Origin of the sequence: Leyella stercorea DSM 18206, from assembly GCF_000235885.1 — a bacterium.
Taxonomy (GTDB): Bacteria; Bacteroidota; Bacteroidia; order Bacteroidales; family Bacteroidaceae; genus Prevotella; species Prevotella stercorea.
In genome coordinates this window covers 767-26,073 of sequence record NZ_JH379460.1, presented here as the reverse complement: position 1 = coordinate 26,073, position 25,307 = coordinate 767, and the positions used below count along the sequence as shown (strand labels likewise).

The window sequence follows — 25,307 nt, the reverse complement described above, 5'->3', positions numbered from 1 at the left end:
CAGGCGGTTTTTTAATTCCGCCAACAGGTAAAGAAAACAATTATAAAACAATGAAGAAATACGTTATTTATCTGTTTCTGTTCATGTTCCTGCCGTTGGCTGCCATGGCACAGTCGTCGATGACCGACCAGCAGGTGATGCAGTACATCGTGAAGGAACACAACTCTGGTAAGTCGCAGTCGGAGATTGTGACCAAGCTTATGCAGCGTGGTGTGGACATCTCGCAGATTCGCCGCGTGCGCAACAAGTATGAACGCCAGATGAAGCAGGGCGGATTAGGTAATGTGTCGGACAACACAACGGGCAAGGACGAATCGCGTCTGCGTACCAACAACGGCAATCCGCGCGAACTGACAAAGCGCGACGACTATGGTAAGGAGGCTACGCAGAAGGCTTCGCAGTATTCGAATATGCGCCTGAAGGCAGAACGCGACCGCAAGTATAAGAACACCTACGATGAGACCGACGAGGAGTTTATGGACTATCAGCGTGAGATGTTCGAGCTGGTGCCAGATACAGCACAGATGCTTGAGCAGCTGCTTGCTGAGCGCGACGCTCTGAAGAAAAAAGTGTTCGGACGCGACATCTTCAACAACCAGGAACTCTCGTTCGAGCCGAACATGAACATCGCTACACCGCAGAGCTACGTTCTCGGTCCGGGCGATGCCGTCTTCGTAGATATCTACGGTGCTTCGCAGAAGTCGGAGCAGTGTACCGTGTCGCCCGAGGGTGAAATCACAATCGAAGGCTTCGGCCCCGTACATGTTGGCGGACTTACAGTAAATCAGGCTAACAGACGCCTTCGCTCTACGCTTGGCGCACGCTATAGCAGTTCGAAGGTAAAGCTGTCGGTAGGTCAGACACGTACTATCATTGTTAACGTGATGGGCGAGGTGAAGACACCTGGCACATACACACTCTCGGCTTTCGCTACCGTCTTCCACGCTCTCTACATGGCTGGCGGCACAAACGACATCGGTACGCTCCGTAACATCAAGGTATATCGCAACAACCGTCTTATAACAACCGTCGATATCTACGACTATATCCTCAACGGAAAGCTCACGGGCAATGTGCGCCTCGCCGACAACGACGTGGTTGTTGTAGGCCCGTACGACTGTCTTGTGAAAGTGACGGGTAAGGTGAAGCGTCCGATGTTCTACGAGATGAAACCAAACGAGTCGATCGCTTCGTTGCTGAAATACACGGGCGGCTTCACTGGTGACGCTTACAAGAAGGCTGTGCGTGTGAACCGCAAGAACGGAAAGGAATACTCGGCATATAACGTTGAGGAGTTCGACTTTGCGAGCTTCCATGTAGCCGACGGCGACTCTGTGTCTGTCGACTCTATCATGGCACGCTACGCCAACACCGTTGAAGTGAAGGGAGCCGTGTTCCGTCCGGGTATGTATAACCTCGGCGAGCAGGTGAACAGCGTACGTTCGCTCATCGAGCACGCCGACTGTGTTACAGAAGATGCTATCACTTCGCGTGCCGTGATGCACCGCATGAAGGCAGACCGCACGCTTGAGGTTGTCAGCGTAGACATCGAGGGCATTATGAGCGGTCGTGTAGCCGACATCCCATTGAAAGAGAACGACGTACTCTTTGTGGCTACCAAGACAGAGAAGATGTCCGACCGAACGCTCACGATACGTGGCGAGGTGCAGTACCCCGGTGTATACAAGTACGCCGACAACGAGACTGTTGAGGACTTCATCATACAGGCTGGCGGTCTCACCGACAAAGCATCGCTTATGAACGTGAGCATCAGCCGACGTGTGAGCGACCCGAAGGCGTTGCGTCCAGATAGCGTCATCGCAAAGACATTCAACGTGGCGCTGAAAGACAACTTTGCTGTTGACGGCGACCGCACGCTGACGCTCATGCCTTTCGACGAAGTGTACGTAATGCGCTCGCCTGGCTATACTGAGCAGCAGAACGTGTCGGTAGAGGGCGAGGTGCTCTTCGCCGGAACCTACGCCCTGGAGCGCAACAACACACGCTTGAGCGACCTCTTCAAAAAGTCGGGCGGTTCGAACGGACTCGCCTACATAAAGGGCGCACGACTCATGCGTAGGGCTAACGAAACTGAGAAGGCGCGTATGGAGGCTGTACTGAAGATGCAGCAGGAGGAGCAGAAGAAAAACCTTTTGCAGCTCTCGGCAAGTGCCAACAACGCCGCAGCTCTGCAGACTACAGCCCAGGATGCTACAAAGGCCAACATTGAGAAGTTCCAGGTGCCTGATGAGTACCCTGTAGGTATCGACCTCGCAGAGGCTATGAAGAATCCGGGCTCTGACGCCGACCTCGTATTGCGCGACGGCGACCGTCTTATTGTGCCGCAGTATAACGGAACGGTGAAGGTGAACGGAGCCGTGATGTATGCCAACACCGTGGCTTACGAGCGCGGAAAGCGTGCCGGCTACTACATCGACCAGGCAGGAGGCTATGCTTCAGACGCCGTTAAGGGCCGTGCATACATTATATATATGAACGGCAAGGTGTCGAAGCTGAGTCATGGAGCGAAGGTGCAGCCGGGCTGCGAGATTGTAGTGCCTGCTAAGCTGAAGCGCAAGATGACAGCTGCCGAGATGATGAGTATGGGATCGAGCATGTCGTCAATCGCTGCGATGATCGCAACAATTAGTAACATCATTACGAAGTAAGGTTTGATAAAAACATAAGTTCTGAGAACCCTGACGTGGATTCTCAGAACATAAACAAACAGAGTGTACAGAGAATTATACAAACCGATTGTATAGAATAATATATAACAATGAGCGAACAAAAGAAAGACGTGATTGACCTCGTTGAGGTGTTCAAGTTACTTAAAACGAAGAAGAAAGTCTTCTTCATCGTGCTGCCGATAGTGTTTGTGTTGTCGTGCCTATATATCTTTCCACAACCACGCTACTATCGTTGCAGCGTGACGTTGGCACCAGAGGCTACTGGTGAGAATGTGGCTGGCGGACTCTCGTCTCTTGCTTCTCAGTTTGGCGTAAACCTTGGTGGAGCATCGCAGGATGCCATCTATCCGTTGCTCTATCCGGAGCTTGTTGAGTCGAACGAGTTTGTCATCGATCTGCTTGGCATCAAGGTGACAAAGCTGGACAAGAGTCTGAGCACCGACTACTACACATATATGCGCAAGCATCAGGAGAAGAATCCGATAACGGCTCCGTTCAAGTATGTGATGCGCAAGGTCACTTCTTGCTTCAAGAAGAATGAAAACACGAAAGGCTTGCGTACGGGTGCGCAGATGGATCCGTTCCGTATGTCGGAGAGAGACTCAAAATTGCTTGATGAAATAAAAAGTAATATCAGTTGCGACGTAGACAAGAAGACGGAGGTGATAACCATAAAGGTAGAAGACCAGGACCCACTTATCTGCGCTACAATGGCCGACTCGGTTCGTGTGCATCTTCAGGACTTCATCACACGCTATCGCACCAACAAAGCCCGCATAGACGTTGAGCACTACGAGAAGCTCGCCGTAAAGTCGAAGAAGGAGTACGAATACTGCGCACAGATATACAGTGCCTACTGCGATGCCAACCAGGACGTGACATTGCAGTCGTTTCTCTCGAAGCGCGACGAACTGGAGAACGAGATGCAGCTGAAGTTTAACACATATAGCGCCATGCGCACACAGCTTGAAGCCATGCGCGCCAAACTTCAGGAGAAGACTCCAGCGTTCACAACGTTGCAGTGTGCCACAGTGCCGGTGAAGCCCGCAGGTCCGAAGCGCATCATCTTCATCTTGGGTATGTGCTTCCTTGCCACATTCATCACAGCCTTGTGGCTTGCACGCAAGCAGCTCTTTACAAAAGCATAAACATACGGGGAGGCGTATTGTCGCCTTCCCATTTATTTATAAAAGGAAGAACCATAATGTCGTTGTTCACGTTCAAACGAATACCACTGTATTTCGATAAGATTTCTGCCCGCGTCAATCTGCATGATATGACGTTCCTGCCTGCTGTCATGATATTCTTTCTTGTGATAAACATGACACTCTCGCTGTCTGCTTTGGAGATGCAACTGTTGTCGTATGCGGTGCTTGCAATGGTTATTGTGAGTTTCTTGTTTATGTTGGCGTTAGTGATGCATGATAAGGAGATTTCTCGTTATGGCTTTATGCATTTTCTTTTCTTGTTGTTTCTTTTCGCAATGACATTAGTTAATGTCAACGATATAAAAAACGATATTTATAATAGTATTGCTATAGGTCTCTTACTGCTCCTCATGCGTTATTATCGCCATCGTATGAATATGATTTTGAAGTGTTTCACCATAGCATTTACGGTGTGTATGTGGCTCAACCTTTTTCATCTCGTTACTCACCCGTTGCTTTGGCTTGTAGAAGACCATAAGGACGGTATTGGCTATTTGCTTGGCGACAACTATAACCAAATGGGTTGTCGTATGATAGTGGCATTGGCAGCCAACCTGATGTGCATACGCTATTCGCGTATATGGCTCTTCAACTTCATCATAATGGCTGTGGTAATTATAGTCTCTTTGTTGATGGTCGGTTCGATGACCTCGCTTTCTATGATTGTTGTTTTCCTTGTTTGCTGTCTGTTACCAACATCGAAGTTACGACTATCTGCAATATGTGGCTTATTTGCAGTTTTCCTACTCTTTCAGGTATTTGTGGTGTTCAATGGGCGTGGTCTTGAGAACAATGAACTTGCGGCATATCTTGTTGAGGACGTGTTAAAGAAAGATCTTACATTTACGTATCGTACACACATGTGGGAGAGTGCCTTAAAGATTATAGAAGAATCGCCTATTTGGGGGTGGGGCTTTGCCGATGCCGATTGGTACAAGTCAAATATGTCTTCGTTCGCTATCGGTCCTCACAACTTCATTCTTGCCATACTTATTCATGGTGGAGTGATATTGCTGAGTATATATATAATTATATGTGGTAAGGTTTTCAAGAACGTTCTGCCGTATCTGAAGGAAAAAAACATACAGTTGTTATTGCTTTCTGTTGCTTGCCTTTGGATTATGTCTCTTTTTGAGATGTACCCTTATTACTTTATGTTATATCCTCTCGCATTGCTTTACTATTCCCATTATGTTTATGATGATGCGGATAAGTGTACTTTGATGGCAGAATGAGAGTGTGTACAACAATTACTTAAGAATGCAAGAAAATACAAACAAATCGATAGCGGTAAACTCGCTGATACTTTACATCCGCCTCGCCATTATATCCGTTAGCGGACTGCTCTATACGCGTTTCAGTCTGCAGGCATTGGGTATAAGCGACTACGGATTATATTCGGTCATTGCCTGCATCATCACCTTCATAAGCATCATCAACACAATTATGGTGACCACCTCCAACCGTTTCATCGCCATTGCCATCGGCAAGAACGACCAGGAGGAGGTGTGCCGTCAGTTCAATGTGAACCTTGTGATACATATGCTCATAGCACTGCTCACTATAGTTGTCGCTCTGCCTTTGGGGCATTGGTACATAGTGCATCATGTGACGTACGACGGTGACATGCACACGGTGCATACCATTTTCAATGTGTCTATCATTGCGGCTACAATGTCATTCATAGGTGTGCCCTATAATGGACTGCTCATTGCGCGTGAGCGCTTCTTTGTTTTCTGTTTAACGGATGTGGCAATGAGTCTTTTTAAGTTATTCTTCACTTATCTTCTTATTGACCATTTCGAGCATAAGCTCATCATCTATACCTGCGTAATGGCATTCATGACCGCCTTCCCTACGGTGGTGTTCTTTGCCTATTGCCGCAGGCAGTTTGCAGCCATCACGCGTTTTGTCTTTGTGCGCCAGTGGCGCAAATACTATGATGTACTTAATTTCTCCATAGGTATAGGCATCGGAGCCATAGCCACAATCGGCAAGGCTCAGGGTGGTGCGCTCATTATCAACATGTTCTTCAGCACCACGATGAACGCCGGACTTGCAGTAGCCAATTCTGTTAGTTCTATATTGCAGAACTTTGCCAACAATGCACAAAAACCAATCTCGCCACAGATTGTGAAGAATTATGCTGCGGGCAATCTCGACCGTTGCACATCCCTTGTCTGTCTGGCTTCCAAAGCCACTTATCTCTCGATGTTCTTCGTCTCCATTCCCTTCATCCTTGCGCCTGAAGTGATTTTCGGTTTGTGGCTGAAGGAAGTGCCGCCGTATGCAATAACGTTCACTCATCTGCTCATTGTCGACATTCTGATATTCTCCATCAATGCAGGCGTCAACGACTTCGTGTTTGCCACAGGAAAGATAAAGCTCTATCAGATTATTGTCAACACGTTGCTTGTAAGTTCGATTGTCGTAGGATACTTGGCGATGCGCCGGGGCATGCCGCCTGAATATCTTTTCTATGTCTACATAGCCTTCTCGTTCATGGTCTTTCTGGTGCGTCCTTTCATCATTATCCGCATCACGAAGTTTGACGTGTGGGCTCTTGTGCGCTGTTCGTACGTTCCTGTGCTCCTGATAACGCTTCTCTTCCTCCCGACGCTGTATTTGAAACAGATAATGGGTCAGATGCTAAGCGTGGTTGTGGCTTATGCTTATTTCGTCATATTGCTTTACACCATCGGACTGCGCAAGAATGAGCGCTACTACGTGAATTCTCTTGTACGAAACAAATTGCTTCGTAAACATTGATGCAAGATCAATAAAATAGTATTATTATAACGTCCGATACAATATAGTTCTGTATCGGGCGTTTATATTATATAATTCGCAATACTTAAAAGTCTATAATGGAATCGCTCAGAACATCTCTCTCCATAATAATGCCCGTGTTCAATCATCGTGACGAAGTACGTACGATGATTGACAGCATACTCGCCAACGACTTCAACGCGTGGGAACTTCTCGCTGTAGACGATGGTTCGGGCGAAGATACGCTGCAGCTGCTCGAAAGTTACGCTGCAGCCGACATCCGCATACGCGTCGTGAAGCGCAGCCGACAGCCGAAGGGTGCGCAGACCTGCCGCAACATAGGTTTGGAGATGGCGCGTGGAGAGTTCGTCATCGTCTTCGATTCCGACGACTATACAGCACCCTATTGCCTGCGACAGCGGGTGGAGATGCTGCAGAAGCGCCCCGACCTCGACTTCCTCGTGTTCCCTTCGGGCGTGTTTGTAGACGAGCGTTTCGTCACCGAGTCGCATCCTTACGCCTTCGGATTCCGCGTGGCTGAGGACGATGTGGCGCTGTTCGCCAGTCGTCGTCTGCCGTTCATCGTCTGGAACAATATCTACCGCACCGAGTCGCTGCGCCGCCACAACCTCACGTGGGATGTCAACCTGCTGTCCTTGCAGGACGCCGACTTCAACATATCAGCCATCGCCGCCGGACTGCGCTACGACTATGCAGAGGCTCCGCAAGACTACGGCTACCGCATCATCACTACGTCTTCTATTTCAAAGAAAATAAACACACAGGCGCACGTAGACAGCCATGTGCGTGCAAACAGCCGCATGTACGACACGGTGCGCCGCATCGGAGGCAAGCGCTACGATAACTCACTCTACGATGGTATGCTGCGCATATACAACTCTGGTATGACGGGCAAGGGTATAAACCTCTCGCTTGCTGAAGCACTCGCTGACAGCGTGAGTAAGCGGTGCCCGTACCACAGTCGTCTGCTTAAACTGCAGATACGTCTAACGCTATTGTTACAGAAATTGTTGCCTGCACGTCTCGCACGCCAGTTGCCCGTGGCGGCATACCTCTTGCGCGAAGCACGTTGGCGCAAGAAAAAGACTGCCATAATAAACTCACTTATTGAGACACAGAAACATTAACAAAACACGATGAAATTAGCAATACTACTCTCTACATACAACGGTATGAACTATCTGGAGGAGCAGGTAGACTCTATCATTGCGCAGACCTACACCGACTGGAAACTATACATACGCGACGATGCTTCTACCGATGCGACGGTGGCTCTCATCAAGCGACTCGCCGACACCGACCCACGCATCATTAACGTATCCTCCAGCGGCAACCTCGGAGCGAAGGAGTCGTTCATGTGGATGCTGCGCAATGTGGAAGCAGACTATTATATGTTCTGCGACCACGACGATGTGTGGCTCCCTAAGAAAGTGGAGCTGACGCTGAAGCGCATGCAAGAAGCCGAGGCTGAGCATAGCGGCAGTCCGGTCATCGCCTGCACCAACCTGAAGCTGGTGGATGCCAAGCTTAACGTCTTCGCCGAGTCTTACTGGAAGTTCCGCCACTATCCCATGTCTGTCTTCAACGACAAGTACTATCATCTGTTCTACAACAACATGCCGGGCTGCACGATGATGCTCAACCGTGAGGCAAAGGCGGTCTGCTTCCCTTATTCTGAGAAGATAGTGATGCACGATGCGTGGTTCGCCATCGCCGTTCTGTGGAACAAGGGCTTCGTCGTAGCCGACCCCGAGCCGCTTATGCTATACCGTCAGCACGAGAATAACGTCGTCGGAGCCAAGAAAACCCGCAGTCTGATGAATCAGTTGAGCATGATAAGCGAACTGATGGCGAAGACCCACGAGCAGCATCTCTCCACAGTCTCACTGACGCACATGTCATTCACATGCTTTGTGATAATGAAGGCATACTATCTTTTGCGTGAGCATCTATCAAATTTCTTCGGAAAGTAACAACTGTTAACCTAAAACAAGCGAATATGAGAAAGATAAGCATCATTGGCAATTTTGATATAAAGAACAACAGTTATAACGGGCAGACCATCAAGACGCGCATCGTAGCCGATGAACTCGAGTCGTTATACGGGGCGTCAGAGATAAAGCGCATCGACACAGCCGGCGGCAAGAGCGTTGTACTGCGCCTTCTTTTCCAATTGTTCGGTTGCGTGGTACGCAGCCGCAATGTGATTATCTTGCCCGCGCAGAACGGCATAAAGGTGATTCTGCCGCTTGTCGTGATATATAACCTGCTGTTCCGTCGCCGCATCCATTATGTAGTGATAGGCGGATGGCTCGCCGAACTGCTGCAGCGCAACCGCTGGCTGCTGCCTTTCGCCAAGCGTCTGCACATGATATACCCCGAGACACAGAACATGAAGACTGCGCTTGCCGCATTGGGCTTGCATCGCGTTAAGGTGATGCCCAACTGTAAGCCGCTGCACATTCTGTCTGCCGACGAACTCGCGGGCTGTAATCTACGTCCTATGCGTTTTTGTATATTCTCGCGTATCACACCAACGAAAGGCATTGACGATGCAGTGCAAGCCGTGAGTCTTGCTAACGAGAAGGCTGGCAGCACCATCGCTACGCTTGACCTCTATGGTAATGTGGAAGAAGCAGACCGCGCTTGGTTTGAAACTCTTCAAACCAAGATTCCAAACTTTGTGAAATATTGCGGAAAGGTAGCGTTCGACAAAAGCGTATACACTCTGAAAGAATACACCGCGTTGCTCTTCCCAACGTACTATCCTGGCGAAGGACTCGCCGGCACTGTCATCGACGCTTTCGCTGCAGGTCTGCCCGTCGTAGCGAGCGATTGGCACGACAACGCAAACATCATTACCGATGGAAAGAATGGTTTTGTCTTTCCTACGCATGACGTTAATCGCCTTGCTGAGATAATCCTTGACATTTATAAATGCCAAGATAGCCTTGTTCCAATGAAACTCAACTGTATACATTCGGCACAGGCTTATCTTCCCCCATTTGTCATCAAGATAATAGCTGCAGAATTGGCTTAGCCATATCTATTGCTATTGTTTTGTTATAAATGGTCCTCCATTTCAAATAAATATGTTAACTTTGTACGAATTTTTAAATATATAATGTAAATGGAAATAAAAATTGCTGTTATCGGACTTGGATATGTGGGCTTGCCGTTAGCTCGTCTTTTCTCAACAAAGTATCCGACTGTTGGTTTCGACATGAACCAGCATCGTGTAGACGAGCTTATGCAGGGTCATGATTCCACACTGGAAGTGTCTGATGAATTGCTTGGCGACGCTATACATAACCATAACTTCGTTTGTTCCACCAATCTTGACGATATACGCAACTGCAATTTCTACGTTGTAGCCGTGCCAACACCCGTTGACAATAACAATCATCCCGACCTCAAGCCGCTTTGGGGTGCCAGCGAGACAGTGGGCAAGGTTATCAAGAAGGGCGACATCGTCGTGTACGAGTCGACCGTTTATCCTGGTGTTACAGAGGAAGAATGTCTGCCTGTAGTGGAGCGTGTAAGCGGACTGAAGTATAACGAGGATTTCTTTGCAGGCTACAGTCCCGAGCGTATCAATCCGGGTGACAAGCTTCACACCGTGGAGAAGATAAAGAAGGTGACCTCTGGTTCTACGCCCGAAGTGGCTGATATCGTAGATAGCGTCTATAACTCAGTGCTCATCAATGGTACGCATAAAGCACCGAGCATCCGCGTTGCTGAAGCTTCTAAGATAATTGAAAATTCGCAGCGCGATGTCAATATCGCCTTTATGAACGAGCTGGCAAAGATATTCAATGCTATGGGCATCGACACCAACGACGTCATTGAGGCAGCGGCTTCCAAATGGAACTTCATTAAGCTAAAGCCTGGTTTGGTAGGCGGACACTGTATCAGTGTCGACCCTTATTATCTCATTCAGAAAGCTCAAGTGTATGGCGTTCTTCCGCGTGTGATGTTTGCAGCACGTCGACTGAATGACGGCATGGGCGACTATGCTGCCAATCAGGTTATCAAGTGTATGAATAAGAAAGGCATCGTTGTAAAGGATGCCAAGATACTCATCCTTGGTATCACGTTCAAGGAGAACTGTCCGGATGTGCGCAACACTAAGGTGGTGGACATCTATCACACTCTTAGCGAATATACCAATAACATCGACGTTTATGATCCGTGGGCTAACGCCGAAAGAGTTGAGCACGAATATGGTATCAGTATCAAGACGCAACTTCCTGATGAGAAGTATGACGCTGTAATCCTTGCCGTTGCTCATAATGAGTTTAGCGACATTGATTTCTCTGCTATCCGTGCTAATAATAGCGTGCTTTATGACGTTAAGGGCGTATTGTCGCGCGATATCATAGACGGCAGATTATAAAATAATTAATCATTATAAGCAGTTTGATTAAAAGCATGAAACTGTCTGTTATCTGTCCTATATATAACGAAGAGAAATACATCGTTCCGTTTCTCGATTCGGTTCTGCAGCAGGACTTCAGTCATGACGACATGGAGGTGCTGCTGGTAGACGGAATGAGTCGGGACAGGACGCGTCAGGTAATTTCGCAATACATAGCCAAGTATCCCTTCCTTCGTCTTCTTGACAATCCGGAGCGCACGGCTCCATGTGCGATGAACGTCGGCATAAAGGAGGCTAAGGGGGAAGTCATCATACGCTTGGACGCACATGCCCTGTATCCATTCAACTATTTCTCTACGCTTGTCACCCGTTTGTACCAGCTTAATGCTGACAATATCGGTTGTGTCCTCAATACCGACGTCCTCAATAAAACTCCCAAGACTCTTGCTATACGTGAGGTTTTGAGCAACAGATTTGGTGTTGGTAATTCGTCGTTTAGAACAGGAGTGACTTCAGCATGCGAGGTTGATACTGTGCCTTTCGGATGTTGGCGTCGTGAGGTGTTTCAGAAATACGGATTCTACGACAAGCGTCTTGTGCGTAATCAAGATATAGAACTGAACAAGCGCATTAAGCGTGGTGGCGGACATATCTTCATAATCCCTGATATTTCGTGCACGTATTTAGCACGTGAGACGTTCAAGGCATTGGCAAAGAATAATTATGGCAATGGTAAATGGAATATACTGACAGTATATTATACAAAGTATTTCAGCTCTTTGTCTGTTCGACATTTTATTCCGTTAGCATTTGTACTATCGCTATTATTGCCAGTAGTGCTGATGCCTCTTAATTTATGGTTTGGAGTGTTGTCGTTGATGTCTTTGGGTGCATATCTGGTGACTTTGGGCGGTGTAAGCTTTACTATATGGAAGACCAAAAGGCTTAATGTATTCTATCTACTCATGTCGTTCCTTACGCTGCATCTTTCGTATGGTTGGGGGTCGTTGATGGGGATATTCAAAGTTGTAGGATTGAAAATACAAGGTAAATAATGATAGCAAAATATCTTTTCGATCGCATTATGGCGTTTGTCGGACTCGTTGTTTTGAGTCCAATACTCTTCGTGGTATGGATACTTATCCGCATAAAAATGCCTGACGGACCGGCTGTTTTCACTCAGAAGCGTGTCGGTAAAGGTGGAAGACTATTTACCATGTATAAGTTTCGCTCCATGAGCGCACATCATAGTGGCTCCACTGTATCGGTGGCAGGCGAAAGCCGAATCACTCCGCTTGGTGCCAAACTACGTAGATACAAGCTCGATGAACTTCCTGAGTTGTGGAATGTGTTCATTGGGGATATGAGTTTTGTTGGTCCGCGTCCTGACGTGCCTGGATATGCCGACAAACTTGAAGGTGACGACCGACGTGTGTTACAGTTGCGTCCAGGCATAACTGGTCCGGCGAGCTTGAAATATCGTGATGAGGAGGTTCTGCTTGCTGCTCAAGCCAATCCACAGGAGTTTAATGATAAGGTCATCTATCCTGACAAGGTGCGTATAAACCTTTATTATCTTGATCATTACAGTTTCGTGGCTGATATCAAGATGATTATCGCAACAGTTCTTGGAAAGCGGATAGAATACAATAATGAGATAATTTAGATTTTAATTGAGTATGGAAAGAAAACGAGTATATTTATGCCTTGCCCACATGAGTGGCAAGGAGATGGATTATATAAAAGAAGCTTTCGACACTAATTGGGTTGTGCCATTGGGACCGAATGTAAACGGCTTTGAGAAAGACCTTGAAGAGTTTGTAGGCGAAGAAAAGCGTGTTGTTGCTTTAAGTTCGGGAACGTCAGCGGTTCATCTGTCTTTGATCGCTTGCGGAGTAGGTGCAGGCGACGAGGTGATGGTACAGTCCTTTACGTTCTGTGCCTCAAGTAATCCAGTGAAATATCTTGGTGCGATACCGGTCTTTGTGGACAGCGAGCGTGATACTTGGAATATGGATCCGCAATTGTTGGATGAGGCTATCGCTGATCGTGTGGCTAAGACCGGACGTAAGCCCAAAGCCATCATTGTCGTGTATCTGTATGGTATGCCGGCAAAGATTTCCGAATTGCTTGCTGTAGCTGATAAGTGGAATATCCCCGTCATTGAGGATGCAGCAGAAGGTTTTGGATCGTCCTATAAGGGGCAAATCTGTGGCACATTCGGTAGATACGGCGTGCTTAGTTTTAATGGTAACAAAATGATAACAACGAGTGGTGGTGGTGCTCTAATCTGTCCTGACGACAAGGCGTGGAACGAAATAATGTTCCTTGCTACACAGGCTCGTGAGTCATATCCTTATTATCAGCACGAGCATATAGGCTACAACTATCGATTGAGCAATGTTTGTGCAGGTATCGGACGCGGACAGATGACTGTCGTAAGCGAGCATATTGCTCATCATCGCCATGTGCATGAGTTGTACAAGCAGTTGTTTGCCGATGTTGAAGGTATCACTGTGCATGATAATGCTACGTCTGACATCAATTCCAACTTCTGGCTTTGCACTATCCTACTTGACGAACATCTACATGTAGAGGGTGAAGAAGATGTTTATGCGGAAGTTGTGAGCGGTGCGGTAGGTGGTGCTGCAGGTGTAACACACGCGGCAAAGTCAGCCCATACAAAGCTTGAGCCTAACCGCAATGTGGAGGCTATGCGTATAGCTCTCGACAAGGCTAATGTAGAAGCACGTCCGTTATGGAAACCGATGCATAGACAGCCTGTATACAGCGATTGTCCGTGTTACGCGAATGGCGTAAGCGAGTCGCTCTTCAAGTGCGGACTATGTCTTCCGAGCGGTCCATGCGTTTCGGATGAGGATGTTACGTATATCGTAGACGTAATAAAACGTGCTATTCTGCATTAGTATTATTAGGTGTATTTATCAATCAAGATAGAGATGCAATTTTTTCATAAACTCATAAACTGGTACTTCAACAAGAAGTCGCTGCCTTACTGGTGCGTCTTCCTGTTCGATTGTGCCATTGTCTTCTTCTCGTTCCTGCTGGTCTATCAGCAGACTTATGGTGGAGCAAAAACACTTAGCGTATTGTGGCAGTTGTGCTCAATGTGTGCTATTTATGGCATATTCTACGCTGTAGGCTTCAAGATGTTCCATACATACGACGGCATTCTGCGCTACTCCTCGTTCGTCGATCTGCAGCGTGTGGGCTTTGCTTCGCTCATAGGTTGTGTGCTTTCATACTTGGGACATTTCTTTTTGCTGCAGTTCAACTATTTCCAGAATGTGTACGTAGGCGGACGCGAGATAGCGTTGGCTTCGATTATCTGCGTGCTGCTTCTGTGGGCAGTGCGTGTGTTGGTGAAGACGGTTTACGACGTGTCAATCGACACGTTTAACGCTCGTCCTGCAATCATTTTTGGCGTTGACGAGTGTGGCATGGGACTGGCTAAGCTCGTGCGCAATGACAAGTCGCTGCGTATGCGCCTTTTCGGCTTTATGTCTAACGGTAATGAGGTTCGCCATAAAGTGCTTATGGGCTTGCATGTTTACAGCTATGATGATGTAGAGCGACTCATACATCAGAAGAAAATGGAATGCCTGCTTGTTTCGCAGAGTTCTGTGGGGGTGTTTCGTAATGACAAAACTTTGCAGGATTTGCTCATTGCTAATGGTGTGCATATTTTTATGCCACGTACTAATGAGGAGTGGAATCCGGCTTCGCCCGATGCCACGCTGAAGGAGGTGAGCATCGAAGATCTGCTGCCGCGTGACGAAATAAGCATCGATCTTAAGAGCGTAGCCGACACGCTGCATGGCAAGTGTATCCTCGTGACGGGTTCGGCGGGCAGTATTGGTAGCGAGATTGTGAAGCAACTCTGCCAGTTCAATCCGCGCGAACTGGTGCTCATCGACAGTGCCGAGACACCGCAGCACGACATACGCCTGATGATGGCGAAGCGCTATCCGCACATCAAGGCGGAAACCATCGTTACGTCTATCACCGGACAGCTGCGCATGGAGAACATCTTCCGCCGTTTCCGTCCCGACTACGTGTTCCATGCCGCTGCATACAAGCATGTGCCGATGATGGAGAACAATCCGACGGAGAGCGTTGAGAACAACATCTACGGCACGAAGGTGCTTGCAGACATGGCTGTGAAGTACGGCGTGAAGAAGTTTGTGATGATTTCCACGGACAAGGCGGTAAACCCCACCAACGTCATGGGATGCTCGAAGCGTATCTGCGAGATGTACGTGCAGAGCCTTAACAACGCCGTGCGAAGCGGAAAGGTGGAGGGTTGCACCCAGTTCGTCACCACGCGTTTCGGCAATGTGCTCGGTTCAAACGGTTCGGTCATTCCGCTCTTCAAGCAGCAGATTAAGGCAGGCGGACCGGTCACCGTGACCGACCCGAACATCATACGCTACTTCATGCTCATACCCGAGGCGTGCGAGCTGGTGCTCGAGGCTGGCGTAAAGGGCAACGGCGGCGAGATATTTGTCTTCGATATGGGCAAGCCCGTGAAGATTGCCGACCTCGCACAGCGCATGATAAATCTGAGCGGTGCGAAGAACGTCGAGATAAAGTACACGGGTCTTCGTGCCGGCGAGAAACTCTACGAGGAGGTGCTCAACGACAAGGAGTCGACCAAGCCGTCGTTCCATGAGAAAATTCGCATCGCTAACGTGCGCGAGTACGACTACAGCGAGGTGGAGCGCGACATAGAGGAACTTATAGAGGTGAGCAAGCAGTACGACGACATGCTCACCGTGAAGAAGATGAAGGAGATTGTGCCCGAATTCAAGAGCAACAACTCTGTGTATGAGGCATTGGACGCAGCGGTTGGCACCGCAAAAGCTTAGCAAAAGTCATCGTTCTGCGAACGGAACCTGATCGGACGGCGGACGCAATCCAATCGGACGGCGGACGCAATCCAATCGGACGGCGGACGGAATCTGATCGGGTGGCGGACGGAATCCAATCGGGTGGCGGACGGAATCTGATTGGACGGCGGACGCGAACGGTCGGATAGTGTGAGCAAAAAAATGAAACAGATAGCGGTATTCAATCGCGTATTAATAGGTATAAATGAATAAAGCCATAGGTTTAGGGTCTCTAAATCTATGGCTTTATTCGTTATGTTGTAGTTCTGGGTTTACCTCTGTGTAGCGTTTAGAATCGCTTGAACTTCAAGCGCAGCGTCTTCGAGCGCAGTATCATCTGTCCACCGTTGAGTTTCTCCTTTACGAACTCCTCCTCAAGGTTGTTTATGCCGTACGGAGCCAGTTGCTTCGGGTCGTCGATGGGGTGGTCGCCGCCGTTGTCGCCCTTGTCCTGGTGCCAGTTGTCCTTGTAGGGCGTGTGCGTCACAATCTTGTCGCTTGTCTGCTTGAAGCGCAGATAGTAGCCGTGCTGCTTGTCCTTGTCGACGTCGCGCACGCTGATGAGCTTGTACTGCACGCCCCAGAACACGCGCTTCTTCGAGAGGTCGAGAGTTCCGCCCGTAGCCAGTGTGTCTACGCGTTCTAAGTGCCAGAAGCCGTCGAAATCGCCGTTGTCGCTGGTCTCTATCTCGCAGGAGGCGAGGGTGGTGAGGGCGATTGTAGCCAATATCGTGTTGAATAGTCGTTTTGCTGTCATGTGTGTGGTGTTGTGATGTTGTGGTGTTGAGATGGTGAGATGGTGATGGGGTGGTGGGGGTGTGGTGATGGTGGGGTGTTGTGGTGTTGTGATGTTGAGATGGTGATGGGGTTGCTCTACTTTTTTTTCGTGAGCAGTCCGCTCTTTGTCACGGTGAGTTGGAAACCTGCATTGTGTCCGTACATTTTCTCGCTGCCGAAGTCCATCGCGTAGCCGCCTTTCACCGTCCAGTCGTGGTTGAACTTGTACTTTGCTTCGACGAGGAAACTGAAGTCTTTGTACGCCTTAGTGAACGGGTTGTTGTATGTGCCCCAACCTTTCTGATAGGTGGTGAGCACGCGGTAGTCGAGGCGTTCCGTAGGCGAGCCTTCCACGCCGAGGTGTAGGGCATAGAAGCGGTTGTTGCGCACGTCGATGCTGTTGTCGGTGTTGTATATCGGCGAGCGGTAGAGTGGGTTGCCTATCACCTGTCCCCAGTGCTGCCAGCCGGTGTAGATGCTATGGTTGTAATAGTCGTCCATGCCTGCTATGTGGTCGCCGATGTTCTGGGTGCGGTCGTGGTTGTAGGGGCCGCTCTGATACTTTGTGTAGATATACTCGAAGACGAGGCTGCGCAGCCATCTGCCGTACTTCATGTCGAACTCGGCACCGAGCATCATGTCCTTCAGACTGTACATGAAGTAGCGGCGCTTCTGCCATGTGTTCCACTGTTCGCCCTCGCCGTAGCCGTTGTAGTCGAGCAGGAACATCTGGCTGTGGTCTTCGAAGAAGTGGTCGGCGTATACCGAGAAGCGCCACAGATCGGTGTCAAAGTTCAGACGCGCTACCCAACTGCCCAACTGGTTGCCGGCGCGGTTGGTGTAGAGTCCATCGGTAGCATCGCTGCCGCCCGGTATGAAGGCGTTCCAGAAGTCCTTTACGCCCGTGCTGGTAGGTATACGCTTCATGTTGCCGTGGCCGTCGAGACGATAGGGCTTGCCGCCGAACTCGCACGCCATCTCCAGTCCCAGTTCGAGGCTGATCGGGAAGAACGAGTCCTCGTTGCCTATCTTTAGGTAGCCCGCCTTGGAGTGGTAGAGCACGTGGTCGGCGTATTTCTGTCGCTTGTTCGTGAAGTCGTGCTGCCAGCCGTCGTCGGTCATCATGCCGTAGGCTATGTGGCCCTTAAGGTGTAGCCAGCGCTTTGTCCAGGGGATGGTCCAGTATTCGGGCAGGGCGATGCGCACCTGCGGCACTGGTCGGGCGTTGATGCCGAATGTTTGCGAACCGCTGCTCAGCGTCTGGCTCTTCAGCTCCATTGGGTATTCCTTGGCGCCCACGGAGAGCACGCCGTGCAGCCATCGTGCCTCGGCGAAAGCCTGCTGCACTACGACGTTCGACGTGTAGTTCACCGGCACAGCCACGTCCACACCGTAGCCTATCGCCCAGCGGCGTGCCGAGTCGGTGGAGAGAGGGCGCATCACGGCACCGCGCACGTAGCCGTTGAACTCGTCGAGCGAGCTGAGGCCGTGCTTGTTGGCATTGAGCCAGAGCGGAGTCTTGTCCTTAGAGAACGAAGATTGCATCTCCACCTTGTAGCCTATGTTGTTGTCCAGTCGCTGCTTCGACGGCACACGCTCATCGTACCCCTGCCAGGCGTACTGCGCATTGGCGGGCAGCGCGATGCCCATCAGCGTTATGAGGGCTAAAGACAGATTTCTTATTGTCATGTTTTTATATTGTTTTCTATTCTTATCTCCTGCAAAATATGCAAGTGCTATTTTCTGCAAAGTTACATAAAATATGCTAAATACTGCGCCAATCGAAAAATAATAACTACTTTTGCACCGATATTAATGCTGTAAGTGAGGTTTTGCTTGCAGTTGATAAGTAAAATTACAAGAACTATGAGAATATTTGTTAGATGCCATCCCCTTACCGCGTTGTGCATCACTGCATTGATGTTGTTCACTATGTTGAGTGCTGCAGCGTATGCTGCGCCTATTGATACTGCTCAGGTGGTGGCTGAGGCTGCTGTGCCTACTGCTCAGGTGGCTGCCGATTCGGCTGCCGTTGTGCCAGTGGAGATTGCTGAGGGCGTGGAGAACTCGGGTGGAGGCTTGAAAAATGTGCTGAAGAACAAGTTCATTGAGGGTAATGCGTCGTTCATGTCGCTCGTTGCCTTGGCTCTTGTGCTGGGTTTGGCGTTCTGTATAGAACGCATTATCTACCTCAGTCTGTCGGAGATAAATGCCAAGAAGTTCATGCGCGAGATTGATGCTAAGATTGATGCTGGCGACATTGAGGGTGCCAAGACGCAGTGCCGCAACACGCGCGGACCAGTGGCATCTATCTGTTACCAGGGCCTGTTGCGCGTCGACACGTCTATTGAGGACATCGAACGCTCGGTGGCTGCCTACGGCACTGTGCAGGCGGCTAACCTGGAGAAGGGCTGCTCGTGGATTACGCTCTTCATCGCTATGGCACCATCGCTCGGCTTCTTGGGCACGGTGATTGGTATGGTGATGGCGTTCGAGCAGATCCAGATTGCGGGCGACATCAACCCTACAATCGTGGCTGCGGGCATGAAGGTGGCGCTCATCACCACTATCTTCGGTATCATCGTGGCACTCATCCTGCAGCTGTTCTACAACTATGTGCTCTCTAAGGTAGACCACCTCACAGGGCAAATGGAGGAGAGTGCTATCACGCTGCTCGATGCGTTGCTCAAGTATAAGAAAGGATGTTGAGATGGTGAGATGGTGATGTGTTGAGAAGTTGAGATGGTGATGTGTTGAGATTTCTCAGCAAATTATAGTAAGGCTTAGAAAGTCCTAAAAAGGCTTAGTTCTGCTTAAACGCTCCCTTAGTAAGGCTTAGTTCGGCCTATTAAGTATAAACAACAAACAACAATGAAAGTAAATATAAACTTGCGCCACTTGACGGCGATGCAGCTGTCGAGCCGCATATTCTATATATTAATAGGTGTGATAGTGGTGCTGTTCGCACTGTTCTGGATTATCGGCTACGACATGCCGTACGACGATAATCCCGACTATAGCGCGCCACTGCTTACTGATGCGCTGATATGGTTCATGATTGTGCTGACGTTCTCTACGTTCGGCTTAGCTGTCTTCGGTGCTGTCAATGGTATGCGCAAGAATAAAGGCGAGAATGTAGTGGTGAACAATGTGCCGGCACGCCGCATCTCTGTGTCGGTCATCCTCGGTACGGCGTTGCTGCTTGTGCTCACCTACGCTTTCTCGAGCACCGATGCGCTCCTGGTGAACGGCGAACGCTTCACCGACACCTTCTGGCTGCGCACTGCCGGCATGTTCATCGGCACATCGCTGCTGCTCATCGTTGTGGCTGTGGGCGCAGTTGTGTTTGGAGCCACACGCTACATTAGGTAAAAGCCCCTCCCAACCCTCCCCGTCGGGGAGGGCTTAGAATGCTTAAAGAGGCTTAGTTCGGCTTAAACGCCACCTGTTATACCCACGGCTTAAAGAGGCTTAAAAAGGCTTAGTTCGGCTTATAAAACATTATCACAAGATGCTGATAAAACGCAGAAAACACTCGGTACCGTCGCTTAACACGACATCCACAGCCGACATTTCTTTCATGCTGCTCACATTCTTCCTCGTCACCTCGTCGATGGATGTGGACCGCGGACTTGTGCGCCAACTGCCACCGCTCGACAAGGAAGAGCAGACGGACAGGACGAAGGATGTGGCGAAGGAGAACACGCTCGCATTTCGCATCACGGCGCAGAACAAAGTGATACTCAACGATGAGCCAATCGCTGCTACTGATGTACGTAGGCGTATAGCCGACTTCGTGCGCTTGCGTGGAGCACAGCATCTGATAATTGTGGATGCTGACCCTGCTTCCGACTATAACACTTACTTCAATCTTGAGAACGAAATAGTGGCGGCTTATGCTGAAGTGCGCAATGCTGAGGCTAAGCGCCGCTTCCACCGCGACTATGCCAGCTGCACTGAGGAAGAGCGCAAGAAGGTGCGCGATATATATCCGCAGCATTTATCAGAAACTTACAATACTGCTGAGCCCACATCGCAAGCCGATACGAAGAAAGGAGGAACCGCAGAATGATACGCCAACGCATTGACCGCAGCGTGCCGACGCTGAACACGTCGTCGCTGCCCGACCTTATCTTCACCGTGCTGTTCTTCTTCATGGTCGTAACGCACATGCGACAGGTGACGCTGAAGGTGCGCTTCCGTGTACCGCAGGGCACAGAGCTGACGCGCCTCACGAAGAAGAGTGCCGTATCGTATGTGTATATAGGCACGCCGTCGGAGACTACGACAGGGGGGATTCCGTCGTACAAGGGGGTGACTATTCAGCTCAACGACAAGTATGCTACGCCCGATGAGGTGACGGCATATGTAAGTGCCGAACGTAAGGCAATGTCGGATGAGGATCAGGAGCAACAGATAGTATCCGTAAAGGCTGACCGCAGTACGCCGATGGCACTAATCAGTGAGGTGAAGTTGGCGTTGCGCAAGGCTGATGTGCGACGCATGAGCTACTCGGCAGAGCAGAAGAAATGATTAACGGAACGTTGGTAACAATTACTTAAAACTTACAATTAGTGAGTTTTTAATGTAAAAATGTTGCAGAATAAATTTATTAGCACTATCTTTGCACAACAATATAAACTGTAATTAGAATGGCACATTATAATTTAGACTCTTTAGATAAGAAGATATTAAAGTTGATAGCTAAAGACGCTCGCATACCATTTCTTGAAGTAGCACGCTTGTGCAACGTGAGTGGTGCAGCTATTCATCAGCGCATACAGAAGCTCACCAATCTCGGTGTGCTCAAAGGGTCGCAGTTTATCATCGACCCAGAGATGCTTGGTTACGAGACGTGCGCTTACATCGGACTCTATCTGCAGAACCCTGCTACGTTCGACGATGTGGTTGAGGAGTTGAAGAAGATACCTGAGGTGGTGGAATGTCATTATACTACGGGTGGCTTCGATATGTTCATAAAGCTATATGCTCGCAACAACCACCATTTGCTTAACGTCATCCACGATAAGTTGCAGCCGCTCGGACTCTCACGCTCCGAGACGATTATCTCGTTCAATGCTATCATCGACCGACAGTTGCCAATCAGCGAACTGCCTGTTGAGGACAAAGATGATGCAGAAGAAGTGTTTGAAGAGGGCGAATAACACATACTGCAAAACAAATAGAAGAATAGCGAAAAAACTCGTTGCATATCCCGATAAGGATGTGCAACGAGTTTTTTCGTTGTGTCCTTTTACAGACCTCTTGCTATCTTGTAAAGAAGTGATTGTTATTCTCTTACATAGTCGACGAAGGCATATGCTTGGTGATGCTTTTCGTCCGTAGTGTGTTCCTCGCGTGCCGTTTCCTTCCATCCGTCGTACTCGGGGAAGAAGGCATCGGCGTTGGCAGGCGTGTCGTGAATCTCGGTAAGGCAGAGTCGGTCGGCTATGGGGAGTGCCTGCTCGTAGACGCTTGCGCCACCTATTATATATATGTCCTCGTCCTTGGCGCAGTGAGCGAGTGCTTCTTGGAGCGATGTGTAGCAGTCGCAACCTTCTAACTCGGTGGCTGTGCGACTGAGCACTACGTTGCGGCGGTTGGGCAGGGCACCCTTGGGGAGCGACTCGAATGTGCGGCGTCCCATGATGATGGTGTGGCCCGTGGTGAGCGCCTTGAAACGCTTCAGGTCGTTGGGCAACCAATAGAGTAGTTTATTCTCGAAACCGATGGCGCGGTTGGCGGCAACGGCGGCAATAATTGTTATCATTTTGATAATTATTAATTGGTAATTATTAATTATTAATTGAGTTTTGAATTCTTAATTCTTGCTTTGGCAAGCGGCAAAGCCGAGCGCAACAATTCAACATTCAACATTCAACATTCCGTCGTCTCGACGACGGCCTGCTACACGCTTACAGTGGCTGCGATGTGTGGCCACGGGTTGTAGCCCTCCAGTTCGAAGTCTTCGTAGCGGAACGAGAAGAGATCCTTCACGTCTGGGTTTATCTTCATGCGCGGCAGCGGTCGCGGTGTGCGTGTGAGCTGCAGCCGTGCCTGGTCGAGGTGGTTGAGATAGAGGTGAGTGTCGCCCGTTGTGTGTATGAATTCTCCCACTTCGAAGCCCGTCACCTGTGCCATCATCTGCAGCAACAGAGCGTACGACGCTATGTTGAACGGCACGCCAAGGAAGGTGTCAGCCGAGCGTTGGTAGAGCTGCAGCGAGAGTTTGCCGTCTGCCACGTAGAACTGGAACAGGCAGTGGCACGGAGGCAGTGCCATATCGTCCACCTCAGCCGGGTTCCATGCCGACACGATCATGCGGCGTGAGTCGGGGTGGTTGCGTAGTTGGTCGAGCACGTTCTGTATCTGGTCGATGGTGCCGCCCTTGTAGTCGGGCCATGAGCGCCACTGATGACCATAGACGGGTCCGAGGTCACCGTTCTCGTCTGCCCATTCGTTCCAAATGCGCACGCCGTGCTCCTGCAGATAGCGCACGTTGGTGTCGCCGCGCAAGAACCACAGCAGTTCGTAGATTATCGACTTGAGGTGTAGCTTCTTCGTAGTGAGCAGCGGAAAACCGTTTGCCATGTCGAAGCGCATCTGGTTGCCGAACACGCTCATCGTGCCCGTGCCCGTGCGGTCGGTCTTGGTCGCACCCTCGGTGAGGATGCGGTTTAGGAGGTTGAGATATTGTTGCATGAAATTATTAATTCTTAATTTTTAATTATTAATTATTAATTCTTCCGCCGGCACATGACTGCTTTTGATTCGCCACTCCTGCGGATACAGATTGTTGGCGCGGTTGCCTATGTTCTTCTCGAAACCTATCGGTCTGCCGCGGTATGTGAGCAGAACGAAGCCGCGCGGCGTGTCCTCGGGCAGCGTGACCGCCTCCTTGCGCAGGAAGTTGATCGCGTCAGCGTAACCTACTTCCACTCGAGGGTATGCATCGGCTGCGAGTTGTCTTGAGAGGGCGAGCGACTGGTCGGGGATGATGTCCTTGCCCTTCTCCGTGCCGAGACACACACCGGCGTGCATTATCTTCAGCTCCGCGTCGGCAGCGTCGTACGTGTCAGCCCAGCGTTCCGGAACGGCGAACAGCGCATCCGTACGGCGTCTCACCACGTAGCTCTCCGGCGCATTGAGCGGCACGGCTACGTTGCCCGGCTGCTTGGCGCCCGCCTTTGCGCTCTTGTTGCCGCGGCGCTTTTCCTTCTTCGGCTTCTCCGCCTTCCGGTCGGCACCGCCCGTCGCAGACAGACAACCCTCCGCCTCGCCATACTTGCGCAGCACGGCAAGGAACAATCCCTCGCCTCTGCTCACGCCCGGTAGGAAACGATACACAGGAGCATCGCCCGTCAGCGCACGTGTTATGTTCCAGTCCGTCTCTACAGGCACGTCCACGAAGTCGGCACCTAATTCCTCGGCTATCCATGCCACGTTCTCCTCGTCCTCATGCGCATTGAATGTGCAGGTAGAGTAGACGAGCAGACCGCCAGGGCGTAGGCAGCCCCATATGTCGCTGATTATCTCGCGCTGCAGTCGCCAGCAGTTCTCTACGTTCTGCAGGCTCCACTCCTCGCGTGCGCCCTCGTCCTTGCGGAACATTCCCTCGCCAGAGCAGGGCACATCGGCAAGAATAGCGTCGAACTGTATGTGCGCCTTGCGGTAGTCGCGTGGGTAGTTGTTGGTTACGACCACGTCCTCGTGACCGAACTTTTGCAGGTTCTCGCTCAGAATCTGCGCTCGTGTGCGCATAGGCTCGTTTGAGAAGAGCAGCGACCCTTCGGGTAGTGCCGCACGCAGTGCCGTCGACTTGCCGCCCGGGGCTGCGCAGAGGTCGAGCATACGCACGGGTTCGTGTATGAGATGGCGCACCACGTGGTCGACGAACATCGACGAAGCCTCCTGCACGTAGTACGTACCAGTGTGCAGCAGAGGGTCGAACGTGAAGTTCGGTCTGCTCTTCAGGTAGCGTCCTGTCGTCGGGCACCACGGCACGCAGCAGTCCTTCAGCTCGTCAGCCACGTCACCCCCATTCTGTTTGAACGGGTTAAGCCTCACACTTGTCGGCGTGTCGTCAGCATCAAGTGCTTCCGCCAAACGATCGTAGAGGTCGTCGCCGAATAGTGGGCGTATTGATTGTTCGAAGTCTTGTGGAAGATTCATTTCTATTGAGTTCTGCTTTTATATCTATTGAGTTTTGCTTTTACAGTTGACGGGTATATTTGTTCTGTTCTTATTCTGTAGTAGACCAATATATTCGTCTTGCTTTTATTCTGCTACAAAAGTACTGATTTTTATCCGTGTAGCCATCGTTCTACCTAAAAATATATCTTTCCGCCTTGTTATTTATTGAACTTGCGAAAGTTCAGTTATTTATACATAGTATTAGGAGGGTAGTATTAGGAGAGTATGGCAGGGATGCCATACCCACGCACCCTTCTTTCCCCACGCTTGCACCTCTCTTTCTTTCGCTTCACGCTCTTCTTTTCCCTCATTCACCCCATCTCTTTTCTTCTTCATACTCCCTACTTTTGTCATCCGCATC

22 protein-coding genes are annotated in these 25,307 nt (G+C 49.9%); 17 read left to right on the top strand and 5 right to left on the bottom strand.

Going from position 1 to position 25,307, the window contains the following annotated elements:
• Positions 1–50: 50 nt before the first annotated feature.
• The 12 genes from HMPREF0673_RS11145 (at position 51) to HMPREF0673_RS11090 (ending at position 15,955) form a co-directional block, all read left to right on the top strand.
• Entirely contained in the window at positions 51–2,669 is a 2,619-nt protein-coding gene (locus HMPREF0673_RS11145; protein ID WP_040596901.1) for an SLBB domain-containing protein, read from the top strand.
• A 110-nt stretch (positions 2,670–2,779) separates the two neighbouring features.
• Complete coding sequence (locus HMPREF0673_RS11140) at positions 2,780–3,838, top strand: GumC domain-containing protein (protein ID WP_007902405.1); 1,059 nt, start codon at positions 2,780–2,782, stop codon at positions 3,836–3,838.
• A gap of 128 nt (positions 3,839–3,966) precedes the next feature.
• A complete protein-coding gene (locus HMPREF0673_RS11135) occupies positions 3,967–5,133 on the top strand; it encodes an O-antigen ligase family protein (RefSeq protein WP_157591704.1) in 1,167 nt (388 codons plus the stop codon).
• 25 nt (positions 5,134–5,158) lie between these two features.
• A complete protein-coding gene (locus HMPREF0673_RS11130) occupies positions 5,159–6,667 on the top strand; it encodes a lipopolysaccharide biosynthesis protein (RefSeq protein WP_007902403.1) in 1,509 nt (502 codons plus the stop codon).
• A 98-nt stretch (positions 6,668–6,765) separates the two neighbouring features.
• Positions 6,766–7,815, top strand: coding sequence for a glycosyltransferase family A protein (locus HMPREF0673_RS11125; protein ID WP_083825716.1), 1,050 nt, complete (start codon positions 6,766–6,768; stop codon positions 7,813–7,815).
• A 9-nt stretch (positions 7,816–7,824) separates the two neighbouring features.
• A complete protein-coding gene (locus HMPREF0673_RS11120) occupies positions 7,825–8,661 on the top strand; it encodes a glycosyltransferase family 2 protein (RefSeq protein WP_007902401.1) in 837 nt (278 codons plus the stop codon).
• A gap of 26 nt (positions 8,662–8,687) precedes the next feature.
• Positions 8,688–9,728, top strand: a complete 1,041-nt coding sequence (locus tag HMPREF0673_RS11115; RefSeq protein WP_007902400.1) for a glycosyltransferase family 4 protein — start codon at positions 8,688–8,690, stop codon at positions 9,726–9,728.
• A 90-nt stretch (positions 9,729–9,818) separates the two neighbouring features.
• Positions 9,819–11,084 (top strand): nucleotide sugar dehydrogenase, encoded by a 1,266-nt coding sequence (locus HMPREF0673_RS11110; protein WP_007902399.1) that lies wholly within the window; start codon positions 9,819–9,821, stop codon positions 11,082–11,084.
• A 35-nt stretch (positions 11,085–11,119) separates the two neighbouring features.
• On the top strand, positions 11,120–12,121 hold the full coding sequence (locus HMPREF0673_RS11105; RefSeq protein ID WP_007902398.1) for a glycosyltransferase family 2 protein: 1,002 nt from the start codon (positions 11,120–11,122) through the stop codon (positions 12,119–12,121).
• Positions 12,121–12,732, top strand: coding sequence for a sugar transferase (locus HMPREF0673_RS11100; RefSeq protein WP_007902397.1), 612 nt, complete (start codon positions 12,121–12,123; stop codon positions 12,730–12,732). The genes HMPREF0673_RS11105 and HMPREF0673_RS11100 overlap by 1 nt, the downstream gene beginning before the upstream one ends.
• Positions 12,733–12,745: 13 nt before the next feature.
• A complete protein-coding gene (locus HMPREF0673_RS11095; protein WP_050805000.1) occupies positions 12,746–13,993 on the top strand; it encodes an aminotransferase class I/II-fold pyridoxal phosphate-dependent enzyme in 1,248 nt (415 codons plus the stop codon).
• Between the two features lie 33 nt (positions 13,994–14,026).
• The gene (locus HMPREF0673_RS11090) at positions 14,027–15,955 is read left to right on the top strand and encodes a UDP-N-acetylglucosamine 4,6-dehydratase family protein (RefSeq protein ID WP_007902395.1); all 1,929 of its coding nucleotides are present in this window, start codon (positions 14,027–14,029) and stop codon (positions 15,953–15,955) included.
• A gap of 310 nt (positions 15,956–16,265) precedes the next feature.
• Here the strand turns inward: HMPREF0673_RS11090 and HMPREF0673_RS11085 are convergent, their stop codons facing one another.
• On the bottom strand, positions 16,266–16,733 hold the full coding sequence (locus HMPREF0673_RS11085) for a lipocalin-like domain-containing protein (RefSeq protein WP_007902394.1): 468 nt from the start codon (positions 16,731–16,733) through the stop codon (positions 16,266–16,268).
• A gap of 116 nt (positions 16,734–16,849) precedes the next feature.
• Entirely contained in the window at positions 16,850–18,442 is a 1,593-nt protein-coding gene (locus HMPREF0673_RS11080) for a capsule assembly Wzi family protein (RefSeq protein WP_040596899.1), read from the bottom strand.
• Positions 18,443–18,673: 231 nt separating this feature from the next.
• Here HMPREF0673_RS11080 and HMPREF0673_RS11075 point away from each other — a divergent pair, with 231 nt between their 5' ends.
• The 5 genes from HMPREF0673_RS11075 (at position 18,674) to HMPREF0673_RS11055 (ending at position 21,918) form a co-directional block, all read left to right on the top strand.
• Positions 18,674–19,462 (top strand): MotA/TolQ/ExbB proton channel family protein, encoded by a 789-nt coding sequence (locus tag HMPREF0673_RS11075; RefSeq protein ID WP_007902391.1) that lies wholly within the window; start codon positions 18,674–18,676, stop codon positions 19,460–19,462.
• Between the two features lie 162 nt (positions 19,463–19,624).
• On the top strand, positions 19,625–20,125 hold the full coding sequence (locus HMPREF0673_RS11070) for a hypothetical protein (protein ID WP_007902390.1): 501 nt from the start codon (positions 19,625–19,627) through the stop codon (positions 20,123–20,125).
• A gap of 139 nt (positions 20,126–20,264) precedes the next feature.
• On the top strand, positions 20,265–20,825 hold the full coding sequence (locus tag HMPREF0673_RS11065) for an ExbD/TolR family protein (RefSeq protein WP_040596897.1): 561 nt from the start codon (positions 20,265–20,267) through the stop codon (positions 20,823–20,825).
• Positions 20,822–21,286: an ExbD/TolR family protein gene (locus HMPREF0673_RS11060; protein WP_007902386.1), complete on the top strand. Its 465-nt coding sequence runs from the start codon at positions 20,822–20,824 to the stop codon at positions 21,284–21,286. The genes HMPREF0673_RS11065 and HMPREF0673_RS11060 overlap by 4 nt, the downstream gene beginning before the upstream one ends.
• 119 nt (positions 21,287–21,405) lie before the next feature.
• Positions 21,406–21,918: an Lrp/AsnC family transcriptional regulator gene (locus HMPREF0673_RS11055; RefSeq protein ID WP_007902384.1), complete on the top strand. Its 513-nt coding sequence runs from the start codon at positions 21,406–21,408 to the stop codon at positions 21,916–21,918.
• 125 nt (positions 21,919–22,043) lie between these two features.
• On the opposite strand, the gene HMPREF0673_RS11050 is transcribed toward HMPREF0673_RS11055, so the two are convergent.
• The 3 genes from HMPREF0673_RS11050 to HMPREF0673_RS11040 all read right to left on the bottom strand — a co-directional run bounded on the left by HMPREF0673_RS11050 (position 22,044) and on the right by HMPREF0673_RS11040 (position 24,925).
• The gene (locus HMPREF0673_RS11050) at positions 22,044–22,523 is read right to left on the bottom strand and encodes a dihydrofolate reductase (protein WP_007902382.1); all 480 of its coding nucleotides are present in this window, start codon (positions 22,521–22,523) and stop codon (positions 22,044–22,046) included.
• A gap of 137 nt (positions 22,524–22,660) precedes the next feature.
• On the bottom strand, positions 22,661–23,455 hold the full coding sequence (locus HMPREF0673_RS11045) for a thymidylate synthase (protein WP_007902381.1): 795 nt from the start codon (positions 23,453–23,455) through the stop codon (positions 22,661–22,663).
• Positions 23,456–23,476: 21 nt separating this feature from the next.
• The gene (locus HMPREF0673_RS11040) at positions 23,477–24,925 is read right to left on the bottom strand and encodes a methyltransferase RsmF C-terminal domain-like protein (protein ID WP_007902379.1); all 1,449 of its coding nucleotides are present in this window, start codon (positions 24,923–24,925) and stop codon (positions 23,477–23,479) included.
• Positions 24,926–25,307: the final 382 nt, after the last annotated feature.

Coding starts and splice junctions, on each gene's coding strand:
- HMPREF0673_RS11145 (WP_040596901.1), top strand. CDS start 51: ATGAAGAAATACGTTATTTATCTGTTTCTGTTCATGTTCCTGCCGTTG.
- HMPREF0673_RS11140 (WP_007902405.1), top strand. CDS start 2,780: ATGAGCGAACAAAAGAAAGACGTGATTGACCTCGTTGAGGTGTTCAAG.
- HMPREF0673_RS11135 (WP_157591704.1), top strand. CDS start 3,967: ATGACGTTCCTGCCTGCTGTCATGATATTCTTTCTTGTGATAAACATG.
- HMPREF0673_RS11130 (WP_007902403.1), top strand. CDS start 5,159: ATGCAAGAAAATACAAACAAATCGATAGCGGTAAACTCGCTGATACTT.
- HMPREF0673_RS11125 (WP_083825716.1), top strand. CDS start 6,766: ATGGAATCGCTCAGAACATCTCTCTCCATAATAATGCCCGTGTTCAAT.
- HMPREF0673_RS11120 (WP_007902401.1), top strand. CDS start 7,825: ATGAAATTAGCAATACTACTCTCTACATACAACGGTATGAACTATCTG.
- HMPREF0673_RS11115 (WP_007902400.1), top strand. CDS start 8,688: ATGAGAAAGATAAGCATCATTGGCAATTTTGATATAAAGAACAACAGT.
- HMPREF0673_RS11110 (WP_007902399.1), top strand. CDS start 9,819: ATGGAAATAAAAATTGCTGTTATCGGACTTGGATATGTGGGCTTGCCG.
- HMPREF0673_RS11105 (WP_007902398.1), top strand. CDS start 11,120: ATGAAACTGTCTGTTATCTGTCCTATATATAACGAAGAGAAATACATC.
- HMPREF0673_RS11100 (WP_007902397.1), top strand. CDS start 12,121: ATGATAGCAAAATATCTTTTCGATCGCATTATGGCGTTTGTCGGACTC.
- HMPREF0673_RS11095 (WP_050805000.1), top strand. CDS start 12,746: ATGGAAAGAAAACGAGTATATTTATGCCTTGCCCACATGAGTGGCAAG.
- HMPREF0673_RS11090 (WP_007902395.1), top strand. CDS start 14,027: ATGCAATTTTTTCATAAACTCATAAACTGGTACTTCAACAAGAAGTCG.
- HMPREF0673_RS11085 (WP_007902394.1), bottom strand. CDS start 16,733: ATGACAGCAAAACGACTATTCAACACGATATTGGCTACAATCGCCCTC.
- HMPREF0673_RS11080 (WP_040596899.1), bottom strand. CDS start 18,442: ATGACAATAAGAAATCTGTCTTTAGCCCTCATAACGCTGATGGGCATC.
- HMPREF0673_RS11075 (WP_007902391.1), top strand. CDS start 18,674: ATGTTGTTCACTATGTTGAGTGCTGCAGCGTATGCTGCGCCTATTGAT.
- HMPREF0673_RS11070 (WP_007902390.1), top strand. CDS start 19,625: ATGAAAGTAAATATAAACTTGCGCCACTTGACGGCGATGCAGCTGTCG.
- HMPREF0673_RS11065 (WP_040596897.1), top strand. CDS start 20,265: ATGCTGATAAAACGCAGAAAACACTCGGTACCGTCGCTTAACACGACA.
- HMPREF0673_RS11060 (WP_007902386.1), top strand. CDS start 20,822: ATGATACGCCAACGCATTGACCGCAGCGTGCCGACGCTGAACACGTCG.
- HMPREF0673_RS11055 (WP_007902384.1), top strand. CDS start 21,406: ATGGCACATTATAATTTAGACTCTTTAGATAAGAAGATATTAAAGTTG.
- HMPREF0673_RS11050 (WP_007902382.1), bottom strand. CDS start 22,523: ATGATAACAATTATTGCCGCCGTTGCCGCCAACCGCGCCATCGGTTTC.
- HMPREF0673_RS11045 (WP_007902381.1), bottom strand. CDS start 23,455: ATGCAACAATATCTCAACCTCCTAAACCGCATCCTCACCGAGGGTGCG.
- HMPREF0673_RS11040 (WP_007902379.1), bottom strand. CDS start 24,925: ATGAATCTTCCACAAGACTTCGAACAATCAATACGCCCACTATTCGGC.